Source organism: Streptomyces sp. BV286, from assembly GCF_019090165.1.
GTDB lineage: Bacteria > Actinomycetota > Actinomycetes > Streptomycetales > Streptomycetaceae > Streptomyces.
Window position 1 is genome coordinate 31,409 of the sequence record NZ_JAHRIB010000107.1, and the last position, 19,273, is coordinate 50,681.

17 protein-coding genes are annotated in these 19,273 nt (G+C 69.8%); 7 read left to right on the forward strand and 10 right to left on the reverse strand.

The features are described 5' to 3' along the window. Window positions 1-130: 130 nt before the first annotated feature. The 3 genes from KUF83_RS15015 to KUF83_RS15025 all read left to right on the forward strand — a co-directional run bounded on the left by KUF83_RS15015 (window position 131) and on the right by KUF83_RS15025 (window position 4,372). Window positions 131-1,888 (forward strand): VWA domain-containing protein, encoded by a 1,758-nt coding sequence (locus KUF83_RS15015; protein WP_217455160.1) that lies wholly within the window; start codon window positions 131-133, stop codon window positions 1,886-1,888. Window positions 1,889-2,063: 175 nt separating this feature from the next. Next, the gene (gene metG, locus KUF83_RS15020) at window positions 2,064-3,791 is read left to right on the forward strand and encodes a methionine--tRNA ligase (RefSeq protein ID WP_217455161.1); all 1,728 of its coding nucleotides are present in this window, start codon (window positions 2,064-2,066) and stop codon (window positions 3,789-3,791) included. A 26-nt stretch (window positions 3,792-3,817) separates the two neighbouring features. After that, window positions 3,818-4,372 (forward strand): hypothetical protein, encoded by a 555-nt coding sequence (locus KUF83_RS15025; protein WP_217455162.1) that lies wholly within the window; start codon window positions 3,818-3,820, stop codon window positions 4,370-4,372. A gap of 25 nt (window positions 4,373-4,397) precedes the next feature. On the opposite strand, the gene KUF83_RS15030 is transcribed toward KUF83_RS15025, so the two are convergent. Both KUF83_RS15030 and KUF83_RS15035 read right to left on the reverse strand, forming a co-directional pair. Then, complete coding sequence (locus KUF83_RS15030) at window positions 4,398-5,126, reverse strand: class E sortase (protein WP_217455163.1); 729 nt, start codon at window positions 5,124-5,126, stop codon at window positions 4,398-4,400. 390 nt (window positions 5,127-5,516) lie between these two features. Continuing rightward, on the reverse strand, window positions 5,517-5,933 hold the full coding sequence (locus tag KUF83_RS15035) for an ATP-binding protein (protein ID WP_217455164.1): 417 nt from the start codon (window positions 5,931-5,933) through the stop codon (window positions 5,517-5,519). 239 nt (window positions 5,934-6,172) lie between these two features. Between KUF83_RS15035 and KUF83_RS15040 the strand changes: the two genes are divergently transcribed. Then, the gene (locus KUF83_RS15040; protein ID WP_217455165.1) at window positions 6,173-7,024 is read left to right on the forward strand and encodes a helix-turn-helix transcriptional regulator; all 852 of its coding nucleotides are present in this window, start codon (window positions 6,173-6,175) and stop codon (window positions 7,022-7,024) included. 8 nt (window positions 7,025-7,032) lie between these two features. Further along, a complete protein-coding gene (locus KUF83_RS15045) occupies window positions 7,033-7,230 on the forward strand; it encodes a DUF397 domain-containing protein (protein WP_217455166.1) in 198 nt (65 codons plus the stop codon). A 54-nt stretch (window positions 7,231-7,284) separates the two neighbouring features. Here the strand turns inward: KUF83_RS15045 and KUF83_RS15050 are convergent, their stop codons facing one another. The 3 genes from KUF83_RS15050 to KUF83_RS15060 form a co-directional block, all read right to left on the reverse strand. Beyond that, on the reverse strand, window positions 7,285-8,628 hold the full coding sequence (locus KUF83_RS15050; RefSeq protein ID WP_217455167.1) for a polysaccharide lyase family 1 protein: 1,344 nt from the start codon (window positions 8,626-8,628) through the stop codon (window positions 7,285-7,287). Between the two features lie 169 nt (window positions 8,629-8,797). Continuing rightward, entirely contained in the window at window positions 8,798-9,763 is a 966-nt protein-coding gene (locus KUF83_RS15055; RefSeq protein WP_254643869.1) for a DUF3152 domain-containing protein, read from the reverse strand. Window positions 9,764-10,021: 258 nt separating this feature from the next. Next, entirely contained in the window at window positions 10,022-10,867 is an 846-nt protein-coding gene (locus KUF83_RS15060) for a hypothetical protein (RefSeq protein ID WP_217455168.1), read from the reverse strand. A gap of 327 nt (window positions 10,868-11,194) precedes the next feature. On the opposite strand from KUF83_RS15060, the gene KUF83_RS15065 reads away from it, so the two are divergent. Beyond that, entirely contained in the window at window positions 11,195-12,307 is a 1,113-nt protein-coding gene (locus tag KUF83_RS15065; protein WP_217455210.1) for a glycosyltransferase, read from the forward strand. 65 nt (window positions 12,308-12,372) lie between these two features. After that, window positions 12,373-12,849: a hypothetical protein gene (locus KUF83_RS15070; RefSeq protein ID WP_217455169.1), complete on the forward strand. Its 477-nt coding sequence runs from the start codon at window positions 12,373-12,375 to the stop codon at window positions 12,847-12,849. A gap of 130 nt (window positions 12,850-12,979) precedes the next feature. On the opposite strand, the gene KUF83_RS15075 is transcribed toward KUF83_RS15070, so the two are convergent. The 5 genes from KUF83_RS15075 to aspS all read right to left on the reverse strand — a co-directional run bounded on the left by KUF83_RS15075 (window position 12,980) and on the right by aspS (window position 19,169). Continuing rightward, window positions 12,980-13,345 (reverse strand): hypothetical protein, encoded by a 366-nt coding sequence (locus tag KUF83_RS15075; RefSeq protein WP_217455170.1) that lies wholly within the window; start codon window positions 13,343-13,345, stop codon window positions 12,980-12,982. A gap of 222 nt (window positions 13,346-13,567) precedes the next feature. Next, on the reverse strand, window positions 13,568-13,993 hold the full coding sequence (locus KUF83_RS15080; RefSeq protein ID WP_217455171.1) for a hypothetical protein: 426 nt from the start codon (window positions 13,991-13,993) through the stop codon (window positions 13,568-13,570). 263 nt (window positions 13,994-14,256) lie between these two features. Further along, the gene (locus KUF83_RS15085; RefSeq protein ID WP_254643870.1) at window positions 14,257-15,612 is read right to left on the reverse strand and encodes an MFS transporter; all 1,356 of its coding nucleotides are present in this window, start codon (window positions 15,610-15,612) and stop codon (window positions 14,257-14,259) included. A gap of 224 nt (window positions 15,613-15,836) precedes the next feature. Further along, window positions 15,837-16,832 carry an intradiol ring-cleavage dioxygenase gene (locus KUF83_RS15090; protein ID WP_217455172.1) on the reverse strand — a complete coding sequence of 332 codons (996 nt, stop codon included), beginning with the start codon at window positions 16,830-16,832 and terminating at the stop codon, window positions 15,837-15,839. Between the two features lie 567 nt (window positions 16,833-17,399). Then, on the reverse strand, window positions 17,400-19,169 hold the full coding sequence (gene aspS / locus KUF83_RS15095; RefSeq protein ID WP_217455173.1) for an aspartate--tRNA ligase: 1,770 nt from the start codon (window positions 19,167-19,169) through the stop codon (window positions 17,400-17,402). Window positions 19,170-19,273: the final 104 nt, after the last annotated feature.

Sequence of the window (19,273 nt, forward strand, 5' to 3'; positions counted from 1 at the left end):
GACCCTGACAGGCGTGCGGGAACCGGACCTGCGTTTGGGCCCGATAAAGATCTTCGGTCCTGGCGGCTAACCTTACGTGTCCGTCCTGGCCAGGGATTGACGGAACCAACTCACGCGAAGGGTTGCGCACATGGGCATTCTCACCCGCCTGCGGAATGCGTTCGGAAAGTCACGCAAGGGGGACGCCGACACCGCTGCGGCCCCTTCCGCCCCGGCCGCCGAGCCGATCGTACCGGCGGCCCGGCAGGAGACGGCTCCCGAGCCCACGCCTGCGGCAGCCGAGCCCGAGGTCTCTGTCCCCGCACCGGCCACCGAGCCCAGGGCCGAGCGCAGGCCCGAGCCGAAGGCGTCCGTGGTGGACGACCTGGTTTCGGCGGCGTTCGACAACGTGACGGTCCCGAAGCAGGCACCTGCGGCGACAAAGCCGACAGATGCGGCAGAGGCGCCAGAGCCGTCCAAGCCGTCAGAGGCGAAGCCGACGGCGAAGACGGAGCCCGCGGCGAAGCCCGAGGCCGAGGCCAAGCCCGAGGCGGAGCCTGCCACGAAGACCGAGGCCGAGGTCAAGCCCGAGGCCGAGCCTGCCGCGAAGCCGGAGCCCGTGGTGGCGGAGGCCGAGCCGGAGACGGCACCGGAGCCGGAGCCGGAGGCCGCACCTGAGCCTGCCGTGGCTGCCGAGCCCGTCGCGGCCGCCGAGCCCGAGGTCAAGGCCGAGCCCGTCGCCGCCGAGCCCGAGCCGGAAGCGGCACCCGAGCCGGAGCCCGTCGCGGCGGAGGCCGCCCCGGCGGCCGAGGCCGAGTCGAAGCCCGAGCCCGTTGTCGCCGAGGTGGCCCCTGAGAAGGAGCCCGAGCCGGTGGCCGTCGGTGCCGACGCCGAGCCCGAGCTGATCATCCAGATCGTTCCGGAGCCCGAGGTCGAAGAGGTCGTCGAGGCGGACCCCGTCGTCGAGGTCGCGCAGGAGTCGGCGGCCAAGGCCGTCGCCGCCCCTGAGCCCGAGGCCGAGGAAGAGGTCGCCGGGACGGCCCCCGAGGCCGAGGTGGCAGAGGAGCCCGAGCCCGTCGCCGCGCAGGCGGACGAGCCGTCGGCCGCCGACGGCGATCAGGCCGCGCAGGGGGCACCGTCAGCCGACGACGAGAGCAGCACGGGTGGTGCGGGTGGGAAATCCGGCGCGGCCGATGGCGAAGCCGAGGCCGTTGCCGAGCCGGAGCCCAAGGCGGAGCCCACCGCGGAGCCCACCGCGGAGCCCGCCGCCGGGCTCACCCCTCCCGGCCTCCTCACCGCCTACGAGGCCGCCGCCACCGCCCTCGAGAACAGGGACCTCACCGGCACCCGCGCCAAGGTCTACCTCGTGCTGGACCGCTCCGCGTCGATGCGCGCGTACTACAAGGACGGCTCCGCGCAGGCCCTCGGCGAGCAGACACTCGCCCTCGCCGCCCACCTCGCTCCGGAGGCGACCGTCCAGGTCGTGTTCTTCTCCACCGAGCTGGACGGCACGGGCGAACTGACGCTCGCCGAGTACGACAACAAGATCGACGAACTGCACGCCGGCCTCGGCCGCATGGGCCGTACGAGCTATCACGCGGCCGTGCAGGAAGTGATCGCTCTCCACGAGAAGTCGGACGCCCCCGCGGGTCCCGCCCTCGTGGTCTTCCAGACGGACGGCGCCCCGGACGCCAAGACCCCGGCCACCCAGTCCCTCACGGAAGCCGCGAAGAGCCACCCCGGCATCTTCTTCTCCTTCGTCGCGTTCGGCGAGCACGAGAACAAGGCCTTCGACTACCTCCGGAAGCTGAAGACGGACAACACCGCCTTCTTCCACGCGGGCCCGACCCCGCGCGAGCTCACGGACGCGGAGATCTACGAGGGCGTACTGGCGAACTGGCGCCCGTAACCAGCGCCGTGTCCACCTCCCTCACACCCCTGGGCCGCCCCCTTCTCACCCCGTAAAACGAGGAGCGGGCGGCCCACCCGTGTCGGCTACGATTTCAAGGTTCGTAAGACGGTCGAAAATCGCGGCACCACAACGCGATCCGTCACCACACGTAGCGACTCGGGAGCAGCCCGCAATGGCTCGACACCTCATCACCAGCGCCCTTCCGTACATCAACGGGATCAAGCACCTGGGCAACATGGTGGGGTCCATGCTCCCGGCGGACGTGTACGCCCGGTACCTCCGCCAGCGCGGCCACGAGGTCCTCTACATCTGCGCGACGGACGAGCACGGCACCCCGGCCGAACTGGCGGCCAAGGAGCAGGGTCTCCCCGTCGACGAGTTCTGCGCGCAGGCGCACGACGCCCAGAAGGCGGTCTACGACGGCTTCGAGCTGGCCTTCGACTACTTCGGCCGCAGCTCCAGCCCGCAGAACGCCGAGCTGACGCAGCACTTCGCCCGCAAGCTCAACGAGAACGGCTTCATCGAGGAGCGCGCGATCCGGCAGGTGTACTCGCCCGCCGACGGCCGCTTCCTGCCCGACCGTTACGTCGAGGGCACGTGCCCGCACTGCGGTTACGACAAGGCGCGCGGCGACCAGTGCGAGAACTGCACGCGCGTCCTGGACCCCACGGACCTGATCAACCCGCGCTCGGCGATCTCGGGTTCGACGGAGCTCGAAGTCCGCGAGACGAAGCACCTCTTCCTCCTCCAGTCGAAGCTGCAGGGCGAGGTCGAGACGTGGATCGACCAGGTCTCGGACGAGTGGCCGCAGCTCGCCTCCTCCATCGCCCGCAAGTGGCTGACCGAGGGCCTGCACGACCGTGCGATCACCCGTGACCTGGACTGGGGCGTGCCGGTCCCGGCGGACACCTGGCCGACGCTGGCCGCCGAGGGCAAGGTCTTCTACGTCTGGTTCGACGCACCGATCGAGTACATCGGCGCGACGAAGGAGTGGTCGGACGCGGCCCCGGCCGGCGAGAACCGCGACTGGAAGTCGTGGTGGTACGAGCCGGCGGGCGCCTCCGACGTGCGCTACACCGAGTTCATGGCGAAGGACAACGTCCCCTTCCACAGCGTGATGTTCCCCGCCACGGAGATGGGCGTGCGGGAGCCGTGGAAGAAGGTCGACCAGCTCAAGGCCTTCAACTGGCTGACGTACTACGGCGGGAAGTTCTCCACGTCGCAGAAGCGGGGCGTCTTCACCGACCAGGCCCTCGACATCCTGCCCGCCGACTACTGGCGCTACTTCCTCATCGCCAACGCCCCCGAGTCGGACGACTCGTCGTTCACGTGGGAGCACTTCACGGCGACGGTGAACAAGGACCTGGCGGACACCCTCGGCAACTTCGTCAACCGCGTCCTGTCCTTCTCGAAGAAGCGCTTCGGCGAGGAGGTCCCGGCGGGCGCGGAGGCGGGCGAGCCGGAGTCGCGGCTGGGCGAGGAGATCGCGTCGCTCCTCGCCGAGTACGAGACCCAGATGGAGACCCTCCAGTTCCGCAAGGCCGCGGCGGCTCTGCGCGCCCTGTGGTCGGCGGGCAACTCCTACCTTGAGGAGAAGGCCCCCTGGCTGGAGATCAAGACCAACCCCGACGGGGCGGCCCTGACCCTGCGCACGGCGATGAACCTGATCCACCTCTACTCGGTGGTCTCGGAGCCGTTCATCCCGGCCTCCTCCAAGGCGATGCGCTCGTCGTTCGCCCTGAAGGACGACACGGCGACGTGGGTGACACCGACCGAGGCGAGGTCCCTCGACTCCCTCCCCGCCGGCACACCGTTCACGGTCCCCCCGGTCCTCTTCGCCAAGATCACGGACGAGGACCTGGAGACGTACAAGGAGCGGTTCGGCGGGGCGCCGGAGTAACAGCCACCCGTGTCCGGAAGGGGCCGATGGACTCGCTGAGACGGGCTTTCCTGAAATTCGACCGGCGTCACGGCGGGGCCGAGCCGCCGCCCCGGGTCCAGGTGTCCATCGCCCGTCATCCGGTGCGCTCGGGCGTGGTGTTCGGCGTTCTCCAGGGTCTGCTGTTCGTCTGGGCGCTGTCCGGCTTCGACGACCCGGAACGCGTGCTCCAGGGGGTGCTGTCGGGTCTGGGCACGGGGCTGCTGTGCTGGCTCTTCTGCCGCTTCGAACGCCGACGGCAGGCGCACTACGAGCGGACGGGAGGTTTCCGTCCGGCTCCTCCCAAACCTCCGCTGCAGGCTCCCCCGCCCGTGTGGTTCCAGGGCATGGTGTTGTGGATCTGCCACTGGGCATTCTTCACGGTGTTCCTGCGGCTGTGGATGTGGCATTTCGATTCACCGAGCGGTTGGCTGGGGAGCGCGGTCCTCGCCGGGATCACCGTCATGGCTCTCTGGGCGATCCACCTGGCCAAGCACCGCAGGCGCAACCGTCGGCCGGGCCCGGCCGACCGGGCAGAACACCGAAGCGACCTCCCCGACTGAGAGCACGCACCGGAAATCGACTCGCTCACGGCGCAGCGGGGCCGATGCGGTGGAGGCGCTGTCCCGGGCGCTGAGCAAGTACGGCCTCGACCTGGGCGTGACCTGGTACGGGGCCGAGGGCGGCATGCGCCGGGCCCAGCGACCTCAGCACGCCGATCTTGTCGATGCGGTGTTCCGGATTTCCTCTGTCGTCGCGCCAGTGGTTTCCCGCCGCGTCGTCCTCCGGTGTGGCGCAGGTGGAGATGGTGATCATGGCCTGGGTGGGGCGCCTGCCAGGGAAGCCCGGCACCGGCGCCCGTTGTTCGGCGAGCGAGCGTACGGAGCGGAAGGACGTCTCCCTCGTGCCGGTGATCACGTACTCGTGGACCGTGCCGCCCGAGGTGACGCGGACCGTGTCGCCCTGCGCGAGGAGCGGGAGGTCGCGCAGGGGCCCGCCGGCGGACAGACGGTGGGCCGTGACCAGGTAGTTGCCGACCTCGCCGGGGCCGACGCCGCCGCGGCTGCCGTACGGGCTGGCGCCGACGCCGCGGTTCTGGATCCGGGTGCCCGGCCAGTCGTCGGTCGTCCCCTCGTACGGGACGACGCGCAGGTCCTCGAGCCCGATCTTCGGGATGCTGAGCGAGGCCGCCAGGGCCCGGGTGCCGGTCTCGCGGGGTGTCGGCGTGACGGAGGGGGTGGCCCGTGGGGACTCGGCGGGGGTGGTCGCCGGCCCGGTCACGGTGGACGCCGCCGGTCCGGGGACACCCGAAGACACGTCGGCTGCACCTTCGCCGCCGGAACAGCCAAGAAGCAGGCCGACGACGGCGCCCGCGAGAACGGCGGGACAGCTTCGGGTGCGGGTGCGAGCTGGGATACGGAACATGGCACTCGGAATCGGTCGCCGGAGGGGCATACCGCACCACCTCGGCCGGCGGGCGGTCGCCTGAAAGGGGAACGACGGGAGCGGGCCGGGCGTTCCCCGCCCCCTGACGACGCGGCCTGGGAAGGGCCCTCGCTCCGGACTGTGGAGAGCGACTTCGGAGCCGGTGTCATGTCACAGCGTTCAGGCTTCGCGGAAGAGCTGCGCCGCGTCGGTCGCCCACTTCGCCTGGGATCGACCAGGCGTGACTCGGTGAACTGCGCGAAGTCCGACGTGATCAACGAGCTACGCGGCGCCCAGGTCGCACCACACGTACTTGCCCCTGTTGCCTTCTCTCGCCAGTGGGTGCCAGCCCCAGACGTCCGCGCACGCCTGGACGAGGGTCAGGCCCCGGCCCGTCTCCGAGTCCACGGAGGCCTGGTCCAACGCCGGTGCCGGTTCTGGAGGCCCGGGGTCCCCGTCCCACGCTCCGATCCGCAGGACTCCGTCCCGCCAGCGCAGGCGCAGGGCCGCGGGGCCCTTTGTATGGCGTACGGCGTTGGAGATCAGCTCCGTCGCCAGGAGTTCGGCGACGTCCGTGAGGCGGATCAGGCCGTGGATCGTGAGGATCAGGCGGAGGGTCCGGCGGCAGACCGTCACCGCTCGGGGGTCGTGGGGGATGTGGAGCGTGTACTCCCAGGGCTCGCTGACGTCTTGAGGCATGCGTGAACTCCAGCTCAGGTGTGGGGAGTTGGGGACCTACTGCAGGAGTCGGGCGGTGGCTGTGTCACGGCCGTCATGGCAGGACGGAGTGGTGCACTTCCGGGATCCCCGGCGTTCCGCAGCGTGTGCGTCGCGTCACTGACGGTAGGTCCTCAAATTAGGACCTTGCAAGTCGTTGCCATAATCTTCCCCCTGAACGAGTCACTGCCTCCCGGAAGTTGGGGGGCGAGGAGGAAGCCATGCCGCGTCGACGGCAGCCCACCGCGCGCCAGGTACGCCTGGGTTCCGAGCTGCGCAAACTGCGCGAAGCAGCAGGCCTGAAGGCCCGTGAGGCCGCGGAACTGCTCGGAGCCGACTCCGTCCAGATGAGCCAGATCGAGTACGCCATCGCGGGCGTGAGCGAGACGCGCATACGTCGTCTTGCCGCGCACTACGCCTGTGTGGACGAAGAGTTGGTCGCGGCACTGGTCGCGATGGCCACCGATCGCACGCGCGGCTGGTGGGAGGAGTACCGGGGCTTGCTGCCCACCTCGTTCCTGGACCTGTCCGAGCTGGAGCACCACGCCACCTTTCGATGGGACGTGGACTGCCTGTACGTGCCGGGTCTTCTCCAGACAGAGGAGTACGCCCACAGGGTCTTCTCACACAGGGTGCCCGCGCTTCCTCCGAGTGAGCTCGGCTTGCGCGTTGAGCACCGGATGAAGCGGCGCACCATCATCGAGGGCGCGCAGCCCACTCCGTACACAGCAGTGATGCACGAAGCAGCCCTGCGCATCAGGGTCGGCAGCCGCGCCGCTTCACGCGCCCAGCTCGTCCGCGTCCTGGAACTCTCGGAAGCGGATCACGTGACCGTGCGGGTGATCCCGTTCGACCTCGACGGGTTCATCGACGCCGGGAGCGCGATGGTCTTCGCGGGGGGCGCGGTTCCCCAGCTGGACACCGTCGTACGAGACGCGCCGCACGGCTCGGCCTTCGTCGACTCCGAAGCCCAACTCCACAGTTTTCGAACGCTTTTCCATAGAGTGGAAGGTGCGTCACTCGAACCCGAACGGTCGCGTGACTTCATCCACAGGCTGGCGAAGGAACTGTGAGGCGCACCATGCAGACCCCCGGCAACTGGCAGAAGTCGTCCTTCTCCGGTGGCGGCGACGGCAACGCCTGCGTCGAACTCGCCACCACCCCCCACACCATCCACCTCCGCGAGAGCGACGACCCCGCCATACAACTCGTCACCACTCCCACTCCCCTCGCCCACCTCCTCCACGGCATACGTTCCGGCGGGTTCCAGGGCGTGTGAGTGGGGCCCGGGACGACCCCAGGTCCCGGGCCCCACTCACGTCTTGAGGGAGGGTCAGGAAAGGACCCCGGCCCCCGTCGTCCCCAGCAGCTCCGTCGGCAGACTCTTCGCCGAGGTCTGGAGGCCGGCCGTCAGGGCCGGCTTCCAGTTCACCGTCGTCTTCAGCTTCTTCGAGTTCGCCGAGTTGTACGCGGCGACGACGTCCGTCGCCTTGCCGTTGACGAGGTTGCCGCTGCCCGCGACCGAACCCGTTCCGTCGCCGCTCAGCAGCTTGGCGACCTTCGCGCCGGACGGCAGGGTCCAGGAGTTGTGCTCGGCGACGACCTGGGCCTTGGCCCGCGAGTCGAGGCTGTACTTGGGCTCGTAGCCGTTGAGGGCCGTCGTGTCGTACACGTTGTTGTAGAGGTGGATCTGGCCGATGCGGGCCAGCGGGGCGCGCTGGGTGATGCCCTTCCACACGTTGTGGTGGATGGAGACCCGCAGCTTGCCGACGCTGTCGGTGTCGCTGCTGCCGATGAGCATCGTCTTGTCGTGGTTGGTGAACTGGTTGCGCTCGACGGTCACCAGGTCGGAGCCGTTGGTGATGTCCAGGGCGCCGTCGTGGACCTGGTACTTACGGCCGAAGTACGTCTTCTCGGACTTGTCGAAGAACGGCGCGTCACTGAACGTGTTGTGGTCCGCCCAGACATGGGTCGCCCCGCGCAACGTCACCGAGTCGTAGTTCGAGTTCCACTCGCCCGAGGAGCCGTCCGTCGGGTCCCACTGCGGGAAGCAGTCCTCGGTGGCGGTGAGGGAGAGGTTGCGGATGATGACGTTGTCGACGTCCTGCACCTGGAGGCTGCCGCCGGTGATCCCCGCCTTGCTGCCCGGGACGCCCACGATGGTGGTGTTGGCGGGCACCCGGAAGACGATGTTCTTCTTCTGCTTGGTCTGCGCGGCGGCGCGGGCCTTCTCCTGCGTGCCCGCGGGGGCCTTCTTGCCGTAGGTGGCCGGGTCGAACGCCTTCAGGTACGCGGACAGTGAATAGCCCGTCCCGGAGGCGTAGTCGGCGCAGGTCAGCTTCTTGCCGGCGTCGTCCGTGTTCGCGTCGATCGTGCCCTTGACCTTGATGATCTTCGGGGTGGAGTTCGTCTGCGAACCGAGTGCCTTCACCAGCTGGGCCCGCGTGCTGACGGTGAAGGTGTGCGCCGAGTCGGCCTTCGCGCCACCGGTCGTACCTGAACCGGAGGCCGCCCAGCCGTCCTTGGCGGGCAGGACCTGGTGCGCCAGGTCGACGGCACCCGCGTTCGCGTTCATCACGAAGGTGCCGGCGCCGAGACCCGCGGCCGCGACGGCGGCGACGGAGACGAGGACGGTGCGCCGCTTACGAAGGGACCTGCGGTGGGAGGGGGATGCCACGGATGAGTCCTTACGTGGTTCTTGTGGGGCTGGTGCGTTGTGTGGAGCCCCCGTGAACGGAGTTCCGACTCATCTGTGGTCGCGGGGTCCGGAAAGGTTGCCGTGCGTTCTTCGGCCGCCCGCTCAGGACGCGGTCGGCCATCGGCTCAGGACGCGGTTGGCCACCCGCTCAGGACACGGCGGGCCCCGTGACGAACCGTCCCTTGGTGTCGTACGGCCACACGTTGGGCTTGCAGCCGCGCATGCCCTTGATCTGCTGCATCATCGCCGGGGCGGGCTTGCCCGCCCCGGGGCACGTGACGTGGCCGTGGCCCAGGAAGTGGCCGACCTCGTGGTTGATGATCAGCGCCCGGTAGGCGTCCACGTCGTCGGCGTAGACCGGAGTCGCCAGCAGCCACCGCTTGAGGTTGACCACGACGTCCTTGCCCACGTTGCAGTTGACCTCGCCGCGGGTGTTGAGGCCGTACTTGCCGCAGATGGCGTCCACCGTGCCCGGTGTGGCGAGCCGTACGACGAAGTCGGTCGTACCGCTGGAGACGCGCCGGAAGCCCGACCGGCCGTCCGCCGTCCAGCCGCGCCGGTCGGCGAGGATCCCCTCCACCTGCCGGGCGACGTCCGCCGCCGACTGCGTGAGGCCCTTCTCGACGACGACCTTGTAGCGCAGGACGTCGGAGCCCTTGCCCACGGTGCCGCTCCCGCCGCCGGCGGTGGCGAACGTGCCGGGTCCCGTCGCGGGGATGTCGGACGAGTCCGGCGGGGCCACGCCCTCCCCGTCGGCGTCGGAGTCCCTGTCGGCCTCCTCGTCCGGCACGGCACCCGGCTCGCCCCCGGCGTCCGCCGACGCCGTGCCGCCGCCACTCGGTTCCGCCGACTCCGAACGCTCCGGTGCCGGCGCCTGTGCGGACGGCTGCGCCACGTCGGCGGCTCCGTCGTCGGAGCTGGACGCAGCCGGTGTCGTCCCGTTCACGATCAGGGCGCCGACGGATAACACCGCCAGCGCGGCCAGGCCCCCCAGCAGGGGCCCCTTCCCTCTCCCGCCACCGCGTCCGCCGCCGCTGCGCGCGGAACCTCTGCGGCGGCGCCGTGATCGCGTGGTCGAAGGAGTGTCGGTCGCGCGGCGATTGATCATCGTCATGGACATCAAGAGGGAATACGTGACGCGATGGTTTCCGGCTCAGAGGACTCAGAAGACAGAGAAGACGGAGAAGACGGAGAACAGAACAGACGACAGAGCAGAGAGCAGAGAGCAGAACAACGAGCAGGACAACGAGCAGAGAAGTGCCCCGGGCCGGACCCGGACGACCAGGCCCCGAGCCCCTTCGAGACGAAAGGGACCCGGGGACTGTTCGGCCGCAAGGTCACCCCGGAGCCCGGCGACCTCGATCACGAACCCTTACGGCTTGGTCAGTTGCGTCCAGCCCTCGTTCCAGACGAACGTCGTGCCGTTGGTGTCTCCGTGCGTCTCCCAGACCTCGCCACCCGTCGTCAGCACCTTGATCCAGGCGTCGTTCCCCTGGGCGGAGATGGAGACGGCACAGGCGGTCGTGGGGAACCTCGGGTTGTCGGCGTTGGTGAGGTCCTGCCAGGCGTATGCCCCCTGAGGCTGCATCGGGTTGAGCTCCCGTCGCCCCGCGTACGCCTTCCCACCGGTCAGTACGGCACTGAACTCCTCCGAGTTCGAAGGCGCGTACGAGTCGATGTCCGAGCACGGGCCCGCCGCGCCGGTGTCACCCTTGGGACCCTGCGGTCCGGGAGGACCCGTGGGACCGCCACCGGGGCCGGGAGGACCGGCGGGGCCGGTGTCGCCCTTGGGGCCGGGCGGGCCCGTGGGGCCCTTCGGGCCGGGCGGACCCGTGGGACCGACCTTGCACTTGTCGTGGTGCCCGTCGGTGGACGGCGCCTGGGCCTTCCCCTCCGGTCTCGGACCGTTCGGGTTGTGGGGCCTGGGTGGATGGTTCGGCTTCTTGCAGTCGTCGCCCGTCGAAGGCGCCGACAGGCCCCACGGGCCCGGTACGCCGGACGGACCCGACACGCCGGTCGGACCCGACGGCCCCGACAGACCGGACGGGCCGGTCGCGAGGGTGCCGGCAAGCGGCGCGACCGTGCGCGACGCGGCCACGGCCGGGTTCGCGACACCGGCGAGCGCGAGGGCGATCGAGACGACGGCTCCGCCGGTCAGCAAGACGCTGCGGGCGGGAAGCGGGCCGAGGGACGACCTGGTCCCGGGTGCAGGACTCATGTACTGCTCCTTCTGATCCGGTGCACCGCTGCACTGCCACGTGAAGCGCAGATTCACGGAAGCACGAATGCACAGATGTACGGATTTCCCGGAAGCGAGTTCGAGCTTCCTCGGGGTACATCGGACCGCGGCTCCGGCGACTGAAGAGTTCTCCGGAACGATCAACAGATCAGCCGACAGGCAAAACTCCAATGGGCGCCTGCGTGACAGCGAATCGGGAAGCGGCCGCGGCGAGCCTCACCAAGGCCGACGGCGTCCGGTGCCTACGGTCTCCCGCGCCGAGTCACCGGGAGTGGTGTTGCCGTGAAGCCGTCCATCTGCCTGTGCATGATCGTCAAGAACGAGGCGAAGGTCATCGAACGGTGCCTCGCCTCCGTCCGGGACCTGATCGACAGCTGGGTCATCTCCGACACCGGGTCGACGGACGGCACGCAGGACCTGATCCGTACGGCGCTGGACGGCATCCCCGGTGACCTCCACGAGGACCCCTGGGTCGACTTCGGCCACAACCGCAGCCGGAACATCAGCCGCGCCCGGGCCCGGGCGGATTACCTGCTGCTGCTCGACGCGGACCTCGTACTCCGCCAGGACGGGCCCCTGCCGCCGCTCACCGCCGACTCGTACATGCTGCGTCACGAGGGCACGACCGAGTACCGCATCAAGCGTCTGGTGCGCGGCGACCTGCCCTGGCGGTACGAGGGCGTCACCCACGAGTACCTCACCGCCGACCGGGACCACACGCAGGAGAACCTCGACGCCGTCGTCGTCGAGGACTTCGCCGACGGCGGCTCGCGCGACGACAAGTTCGAGCGCGACGCGCGGCTCCTCGGCGCCGAGCTGGAACGGGACCCCGCCAACGCCCGCACCGTCTTCTACCTGGCCCAGACCATGCGTGACCTGGGCAGGACGCCCGAGGCGATCGACCTGTACGAGCGGCGGGCCGCGATGGGCGGCTGGCCGGAGGAGGTGTACTACTCACTTCTCCAGGTGGGCGTCCTGAGCGCGGAGCCCACGGCCCGTCCCGGCCCAGGTTCCGGGGCCGGGGTCGGGGTCGGGGTCGGGGTCGGCTCCGGCTCCGGCGGCTGGGCCGGCGCGGTGGACGCCCTCACCCGGGCCTGGGAAGTCCGGCCGCAGCGGCTGGAGGCCTGCTACGAGCTCGCCTCGCGCCTTCGCGTCCAGGGCCGCCATCACAGCGCGCACGCCGTCGTCCGCGCGGGGCTCGACCGGGAAGCCCCGGACGACCTGCTCTTCGTACAGCCGTGGGTGTACCGCTGGGGGCTGCTGTTCGAGTACTCGATCACGTCCTACTGGGTGGGCGACCCTGCCGCCTCGCTGCGGGCCTGCGACCGGCTCCTGGCGATGCCGGACCTGCCCGACGCGCACCGCCGCCAGACGCTCACGAACCGGGAGTTCGCACAACGGCGCGTCGGCGCCGGCTGAAGCCCTCGCTCCTGTTATGGGACCCCGCTCCTGGCATGGGCACGATTCATCCGTATGGTTTCGCCATGGCAGTCCCCCAGCTCATCCCGATCGCCTACGAGCCGCGCCACCGCACCGAGGCCATCGGTCACTACGCGGAGGGGCAGTTCCTGGGGTCGGTCACGTACGCCTTCCCCGAGGGTTTCCGCCCCGACGACGGCTGGGAACAGCACAAACGACTGTTCACCGTGCTCCACACCTTCGACTCCGAGGGCCGCCACCGCGACTCGGAGATCTGGTGCGCCGGCACGTGGGCCGAGCAGCAGCGCGCCCCGCACGGGCCGGACTCGGTCCTCTCCCAGGCCCAGGCCCACCTGGCGAAGCTCCTGCGCAGCCTCCCCCGGCGCCGCTACACGGACATCGCCATCCGGCCCTTCCAACTCACCCGCGACGGCGTGCTGTTCGGCCTGCTGACCGGCGAGGACGAGGGGGAACCGTGGGGCGAGCTGTACCCGGAACGGCTCGGCTTCGGACCGCCCTGGGACGGCACGTACGACACCTGAGTCGGTACGTCGCGTGCTTCGTACGTCACCTGAGCCCGTACGACACGTGACCTCGTACATCACCTGAGCCCGTCGTCCCACGACCTCGTGCGTCACATGAACCCGTACGTCACGTCAGTGCGTGTCGGCGTCAGCCCGCCTGTGCCTTGATGTGGTCGATGACCTCGTTGAACTCCTTCGTCGGCGAGAAGTCGACGTACTCGCAGTCCTCCAGCGCCTCCGGTACGTGGCCGGGCGCCCAGTAGAAGGCCTGGCCCTCCTCGTAGATCTCGTCCCCCGACTTGGTGCTCATCCTCAGTCGGCCCTTGAGCAGGTAGCCCCAGTGGGGGCACTGGCACAGGTCGTCGGGCAGGCCCTTGACCGCCGGCGCCATGTCCGTCCCCTTGGGGAACCGTGCGAAGGCGACGCTCATGTCGCCCCCGACCTCCTGCGTGCGCAGCTCCACACCGTTGCCCTCGATCGCGACGGGGGTGTCGTTCCGCGTCATTGCCGTCATGATTCCTCCACGGCCGACGGGCTACGGGGCCCGGGTGCTGCGGATCGGCCCTCGTGGCTCGACCCCTGTGCCCCGGCCTCCGTGTCTCGGCCCTGTGTCTCGGCCCCGTGTCTCGGAGATCCCGCCTCCCTCCAGTCTGGACCCGGGGGTCACGGAGTGCGACAGCTCACCGGGTCGCCGGGACGCCGGGGCGCCGGGTCGCGAAGGTCCGGCCGGATCTCGTCACGTCCGGACGTGATCCCGATGGTGCGGCTGTTGGCCTGCGGAAGGTTGGCCCGAGGGCGGAAGGTCCGCGGGACGCGAAGCCGCCGACGGGGCGATGCCCAGTGCCGTCCGGGCCGCGCGGACGTGGTGCATGCCCTCCTGGGCCGTTCGCGTCACGACCACGTACTCGGCGGGGGTGCGGGCAGCGGCCAGCTGAAGCCGGGCGGTGCGGTGGCGCTCGGCGGCGGCCGACAGCTCGCGGGCCGCGATGCGGTCGGCCCGGGCCCCCGCGCCGAAGGCGGACAGGCTGCCGCCCAGCCGGACCACCCAACGGTTCGCCTCGGCCTCCGCGTCCAGACCGGACACGGCGCCCGCGCCGTACGACCGCCGCTGTGCGACGACCGCGGCCACCGCCCCGGCGATCAGGAACAGTGCGAGCAGCATGAACCCCATGGTTTCCTCCGGCGCTTCGTGGTGCTGCGCGGGGCGATCACACCCCGCCACAGTTTCCATGACACTCCCCGCCGCTGTGCACTCCCCACGAGAGGCCTGTGCGCCGACTGCGAACTTCCGGAGTTCCTTGCGGAGTTCCTTCCGGAGTTCCGGGGGCCCGAAAGGGCGGTCGGCGGCGGGGTGCCTGCGCGCCCCGGCCACGGCCGGTCACCGGCAGACACGGGTGGCCACCGACGTCCGCACGCCCGTCGGCGTCAGCGTGCCTCGCCCGTCGCCACCTGGCCCTTGACCAGCGTCGGTTCCGGTTCGTCCCGGCCGGTCGCCGTACCGCCGCCGCCGTGCCTGCGGATCAGCGCCACTCCGATCACGGCGAGGATCGACGCCGCCGACAGCGTGTAGAGACCGCCGTTCGTGCTGCCCGTCGAGTCCTTGAGGTAGCCGAAGAGAGTGGGGGAGACGAAACCGCCCAGGTTTCCGATGGAGTTGACGACCGCGAGACCCGGCGCCGCGATCTTCAGGTCGAGGCCCGACTGGGCCATCGGCCAGAACAGGGTGGCCGCACACTTCCCACCGACCGCGGCGAGCGTGATCGCGGCGAGCCCGAACCAGGGGGAGCCGAGGGTGGCGAGGAAGGTACCCGTCGCCGACAGGACCAGGGCGGCGGCGAGATAGGGGCGCCGGTCCCGGGCACGGTCCGTGAAGTGGGACATCGAGTACATGGCGATCACGGCACAGATCCACGGGATCGCCGACAACAGCCCCACCTGGAAGGGCGAGAGTCCGCCGATGTCGTCGACCAGACTCGGCAGCCAGAACGTGATCGCGTACCCGGTCAGGGCCATCGCGAAGAAGACGGCGGTCAGCACGGCGACCTGCGGGTGCAGGATCAGCCTGATCCGGGAGACCTTCGGCGCCCGGCTGCGGGCCTCCTCGTCACGGGCCACCGCCGCGCTCAGCGCGTCCTTCTCCTCCCGCGTGAGCCAGGGGGCGTCCTCGATCCGTGAGACCAGGAAGAAGCCGGCGACGATCCCCACGACGATCGAGAAGGCGCCTTCGAGCGCGAACATCCAGCGCCAGCCGGCGAATCCGCCCGCCCCGTGCAGTTCGAGCAGGGCGCCGGTGATCGGACCCGTCACGATGTACGCCGTCGCCGAGCCGCCCAGGAAGATCGCGCTCGCCCGGCCACGGCTGGAATCGGGCAGCCACTGGGTGAAGTAGAGGAGCACGCCGGGGAAGAACCCGGCCTCCGCGACCCCGAGCAGGAAACGCAGCGCGTAGAACATCGTCACGTTGTGGATGAAGCACATCGCCACGATCACCGCACCCCAGGTGATCATGATCCGGGTCAGCCAGACCCGGGCGCCGAACCGCTCCAGGAGCATGTTGCTCGGCACCTCGAACAGGGCGTACCCGATGAAGAACAGGCCTGCGCCGAGACCGTAGGCGGTGGCGCTCACTCCGACGTCGGCCCGCAGCTCGTCCTGGACGAAGCCCACGTTCGTCCGGTCCATCTGGTTGACCAGCAGCATCAGGACCAGGATCGGCAGCATGCGGCGCAGGAATTTGCTGACCGCACGACGCTCGGCGTCGGGTATCACGGCTTCTGACATCGTTGTCTCCCCTACATTGCACATATACGTGAACCACGATCACGTACGCGGGAACTTGGGGAACGTAGCGGAGGCAAATCTTCCGGGTCAATGGGCTGGACTTGAAATCATGTATGTGAATGGCTGGGTGAGCGGGCCCGGAATCGAATGTTCCGGGCCCGCTCCTGGCCCGCTCCGCGCGTCCGCCTCGGCCGGTGGCAGGACTCAGCCGGCGACCGGGACGATCAACTCGCCGCAGCCGACGCCGAGTTCGAGGCCGTCGCCGAAGCCCCCGGCTGCACGGCGTCGCCCGTGCCCTCCTGGGTCGCGTCCGGGTCGACGCCCATCGTGATGGTGCCGAGGACGCCCTTCGCGATGCCGTTCTTCTTGTACTTGAGCTTGAGGAGACCGCCCGTCGTGCCGGACTGGTCGTAGATCGTGTCCTCGGAGAGCGTGGTGCGCTCGGTGGTGCTCGTGGAGTACGGCTCGACCTCGGCGGAGGCGAGCACCGACTCCTCGTCGAAGAAGAACTGGCCGGTGTGGCAGGTGTTGCCGCCCTCGTACCCGGCGTCCGTCCAGGTGCCGCCGACGTGCACCTTGGTATGGATGTGGACGCAACGGCCCCGGTACCAGCCCGGGAAGACCGTCTTGAAGGTGACGAAGCCCTGCCGGTCCGTCCTCCATGTGCCGCGCAGGTACCGCTTGTCGTCGGTGGGTTCCTGGTGGCCGCCACCACCACCGCCGCCGCCCTCGGGCGGGGAGCCGGTCGGCGTACCGGAGGGAGCGTCGGCGGGCGTCCCGCTGGGCGGCGTACCGCCGCCACCGCCGCCGGTGGAGAGGTCCTCGTAACCGGAGTAGAGACCCAGCGCGTCGCAGTGCCAGATGTCGACGGCGGCGTTCCTGAGGGGCTTGCAGGTCTCGTTGTCGATCACCTTGAGGCGGAGGGTCAGGGGGATGCCCTCCCTGTCCTCGGTGATGTCCTGGCGGAGCTTGTCCGCGTCGATGTAGTACGGGCCCTCGGTGGTCTCCGACGTGAGCTTGTAGCACGTCGCGGACGAGGTGGAGGAGGCGGTCGGCGAGGCGCCCTTCTTCGTCTGGCCGGCGTTCGCGGTCGCGGCGATGGTGCCGCCCACGCCCACCGCGGCGACCGCCGCGCCACCTGCCACGACGACCTTTCGGCGCGTCACGTTCCGCTTGTGTTTCGGCCCTTGGGCCGTCTGGTTTCCCTGGGTTCCGGTCATGAGGAGGGAAGCTAGGCAAGAAGCCTGTCAGGGGCGTGGGCGCCGACTGTGCGTTGCTGTGCACCTGAGGAACGTGGCGGGAATTCGCTCGCGGCCCGGGAGTTGCCGCGCGTTGCGCGGGGGTGCGGGATCCCACGGGGGACGGCTGGTCGCGCGGTCACCCGCGGTCACCCGCGGCCCCGCGTGGTCCCCGTGTGTGTCACGGTGCGTGTCGCACTGAGCTGCCGGGAGCCTCGGCGGCTCGGCGGCTCGGCTCGACGGGCCGCCGGTCGGGGGGCGTGGTCCGGGACGCGCGCCGGACGGGTGGGGGTGGGGCTGCCGACTCGGCCGCGCCCCGAAGCCGGGGCGCCGCACGCTGTCCGGAATTCTCCGTCCGGTCCGGGGGAGGAGCAGGGATCACCCATATGGGTGCTTGCAGGCCCGCTCCTCGCCGCCGGTCCTGCGCCTTCGATCGGTCCCGCGCTCTGGGTCCGTACGGCACTATCGGTCGGTCCGGCACTATCCGTTCAGCGCTCTCGGCCCGACACTTCCGGTCGGGCGCCGTCCGTGACGGCGCCCTCGCGAGTCCTACTTCGCCGGGTTCACCGGCTTGCGCACCGAGAGGTGCAGCTCACGCAGCCGCGTCTCGTCCAGCTCCGTCGGCGCGCCCATCATCAGGTCCTGCGCGTTGCCGTTCAGCGGGAAGGCGATGGTCTCCCGGATGTTCGGCTCGTCGGCGAGGAGCATGACGATGCGGTCGACGCCGGGCGCGATACCGCCGTGCGGAGGGGCGCCGAAGCGGAAGGCGCGGAGCATGCCCGCGAACTGCTCCTCGACGGTCTCACGGTCGTAGCCCGCGATCTCGAAGGCCTTGAGCATGATCTCGGGCTCGTGGTTCCGGATCGCGCCGGAGGACAGCTCGACGCCGTTGCAGACGATGTCGTACTGCCAGCCCAGGATGTCCAGCGGGTCCTGGGTCTCCAGGGCCTCCAGACCGCCCTGCGGCATCGAGAACGGGTTGTGCGAGAAGTCGATCTTGCCGGTGTCCTCGTCCTTCTCGTACATCGGGAAGTCGACGATCCAGCAGAAGCGGAAGACGCCTTCCTCGAAGTGGCCGGCTCGCTTGGCGGTCTCGACGCGCACCGCGCCCATGATCTTCGAGACCTCGTCGAACTCGCCCGCGCCGAAGAACACGGCGTGACCGGCGGCCAGCTGGAGCCGCTTGGTCAGCTCGGCGACGTTCTCCTCGGTCAGGAACTTCGCGATCGGGCCCGTCAGCGAGCCGTCCTCGGCCACCCGCACCCAGGCGAGGCCCTTCGCGCCCTGCGAGACCGCGTAGTCACCGAGCTGGTCGAAGAACTTCCGGGACTGCGCGGCCACGTCCGGCACCGGCAGGGCCCGTACGTGCTTGCCCGCGAAGGCCTTGAACTCCGAGCCCTCGAAGATGTCGGTGATGTCGACGAGCTCCAGCTGGGCCCGCAGGTCCGGCTTGTCGGAGCCGTACTTCAGCATCGACTCGCGGAACGGGATCCGCGGGAACGGGGAGGTGACGTTCCGGCCGTTGCCGAACTCCTCGAACAGCTCGGTCATGAGCTTCTCGATGGGCTGGAACACGTCCTCCTGCTCGACGAAGGACATCTCCACGTCGAGCTGGTAGAACTCGCCCGGCGAACGGTCCGCACGCGCGTCCTCGTCACGGAAACAGGGCGCGATCTGGAAGTACCGGTCGAAGCCCGAGATCATCAGCAGCTGCTTGAACTGCTGCGGGGCCTGCGGCAGCGCGTAGAAGCGGCCCGGGTTCAGGCGCGACGGGACGACGAAGTCGCGAGCGCCCTCCGGGGAGGTCGCGCTGAGGATCGGGGTCGCCATCTCGTTGAAGCCCAGCGTCGTCATCTTGTGACGGATGGCGGAGATGACCGAGGTGCGCAGCAGGATGTTGCGGTGCATGCGCTCGCGGCGCAGGTCGAGGAAGCGGTACTCCAGGCGCCGCTCCTCGTTCACACCGTCCTCGGCGTTGATCGTGAAGGGGAGCGGGGCGGCCGCGCCGAGCAGCTCGACCTCACCCACCTCGACCTCGATCTCACCGGTCGGCAGGTCCGGGTTCACGTTCTCCGCGCCACGGGAGACGACCTTGCCGTCGACCCGGACGGTGGACTCCTTGGAGACCTTGTCGAGGGCCGCGTACGCGGGGGTGCCGGGGCGGGCGACGAGCTGCGTGATGCCGTAGTGATCGCGCAGATCGATGAAGAGGATGCCGCCCAGGTCTCGGCGATTGTGCAGCCAGCCGCTCAGCCGGACGTCACTGCCGACGTCAGAGGCGCGGAGCTCGCCGCAGGTGTGGGACCTGTACCGATGCATCGTCGTTCATCCAGTCTTCGCGGATCGGGGACGTGTTTCACGTGAAACACGTGCAAGCGTACCGGCCACCCCAAGGTCACCGTCCGCAATAGTTCCGGGGCCGG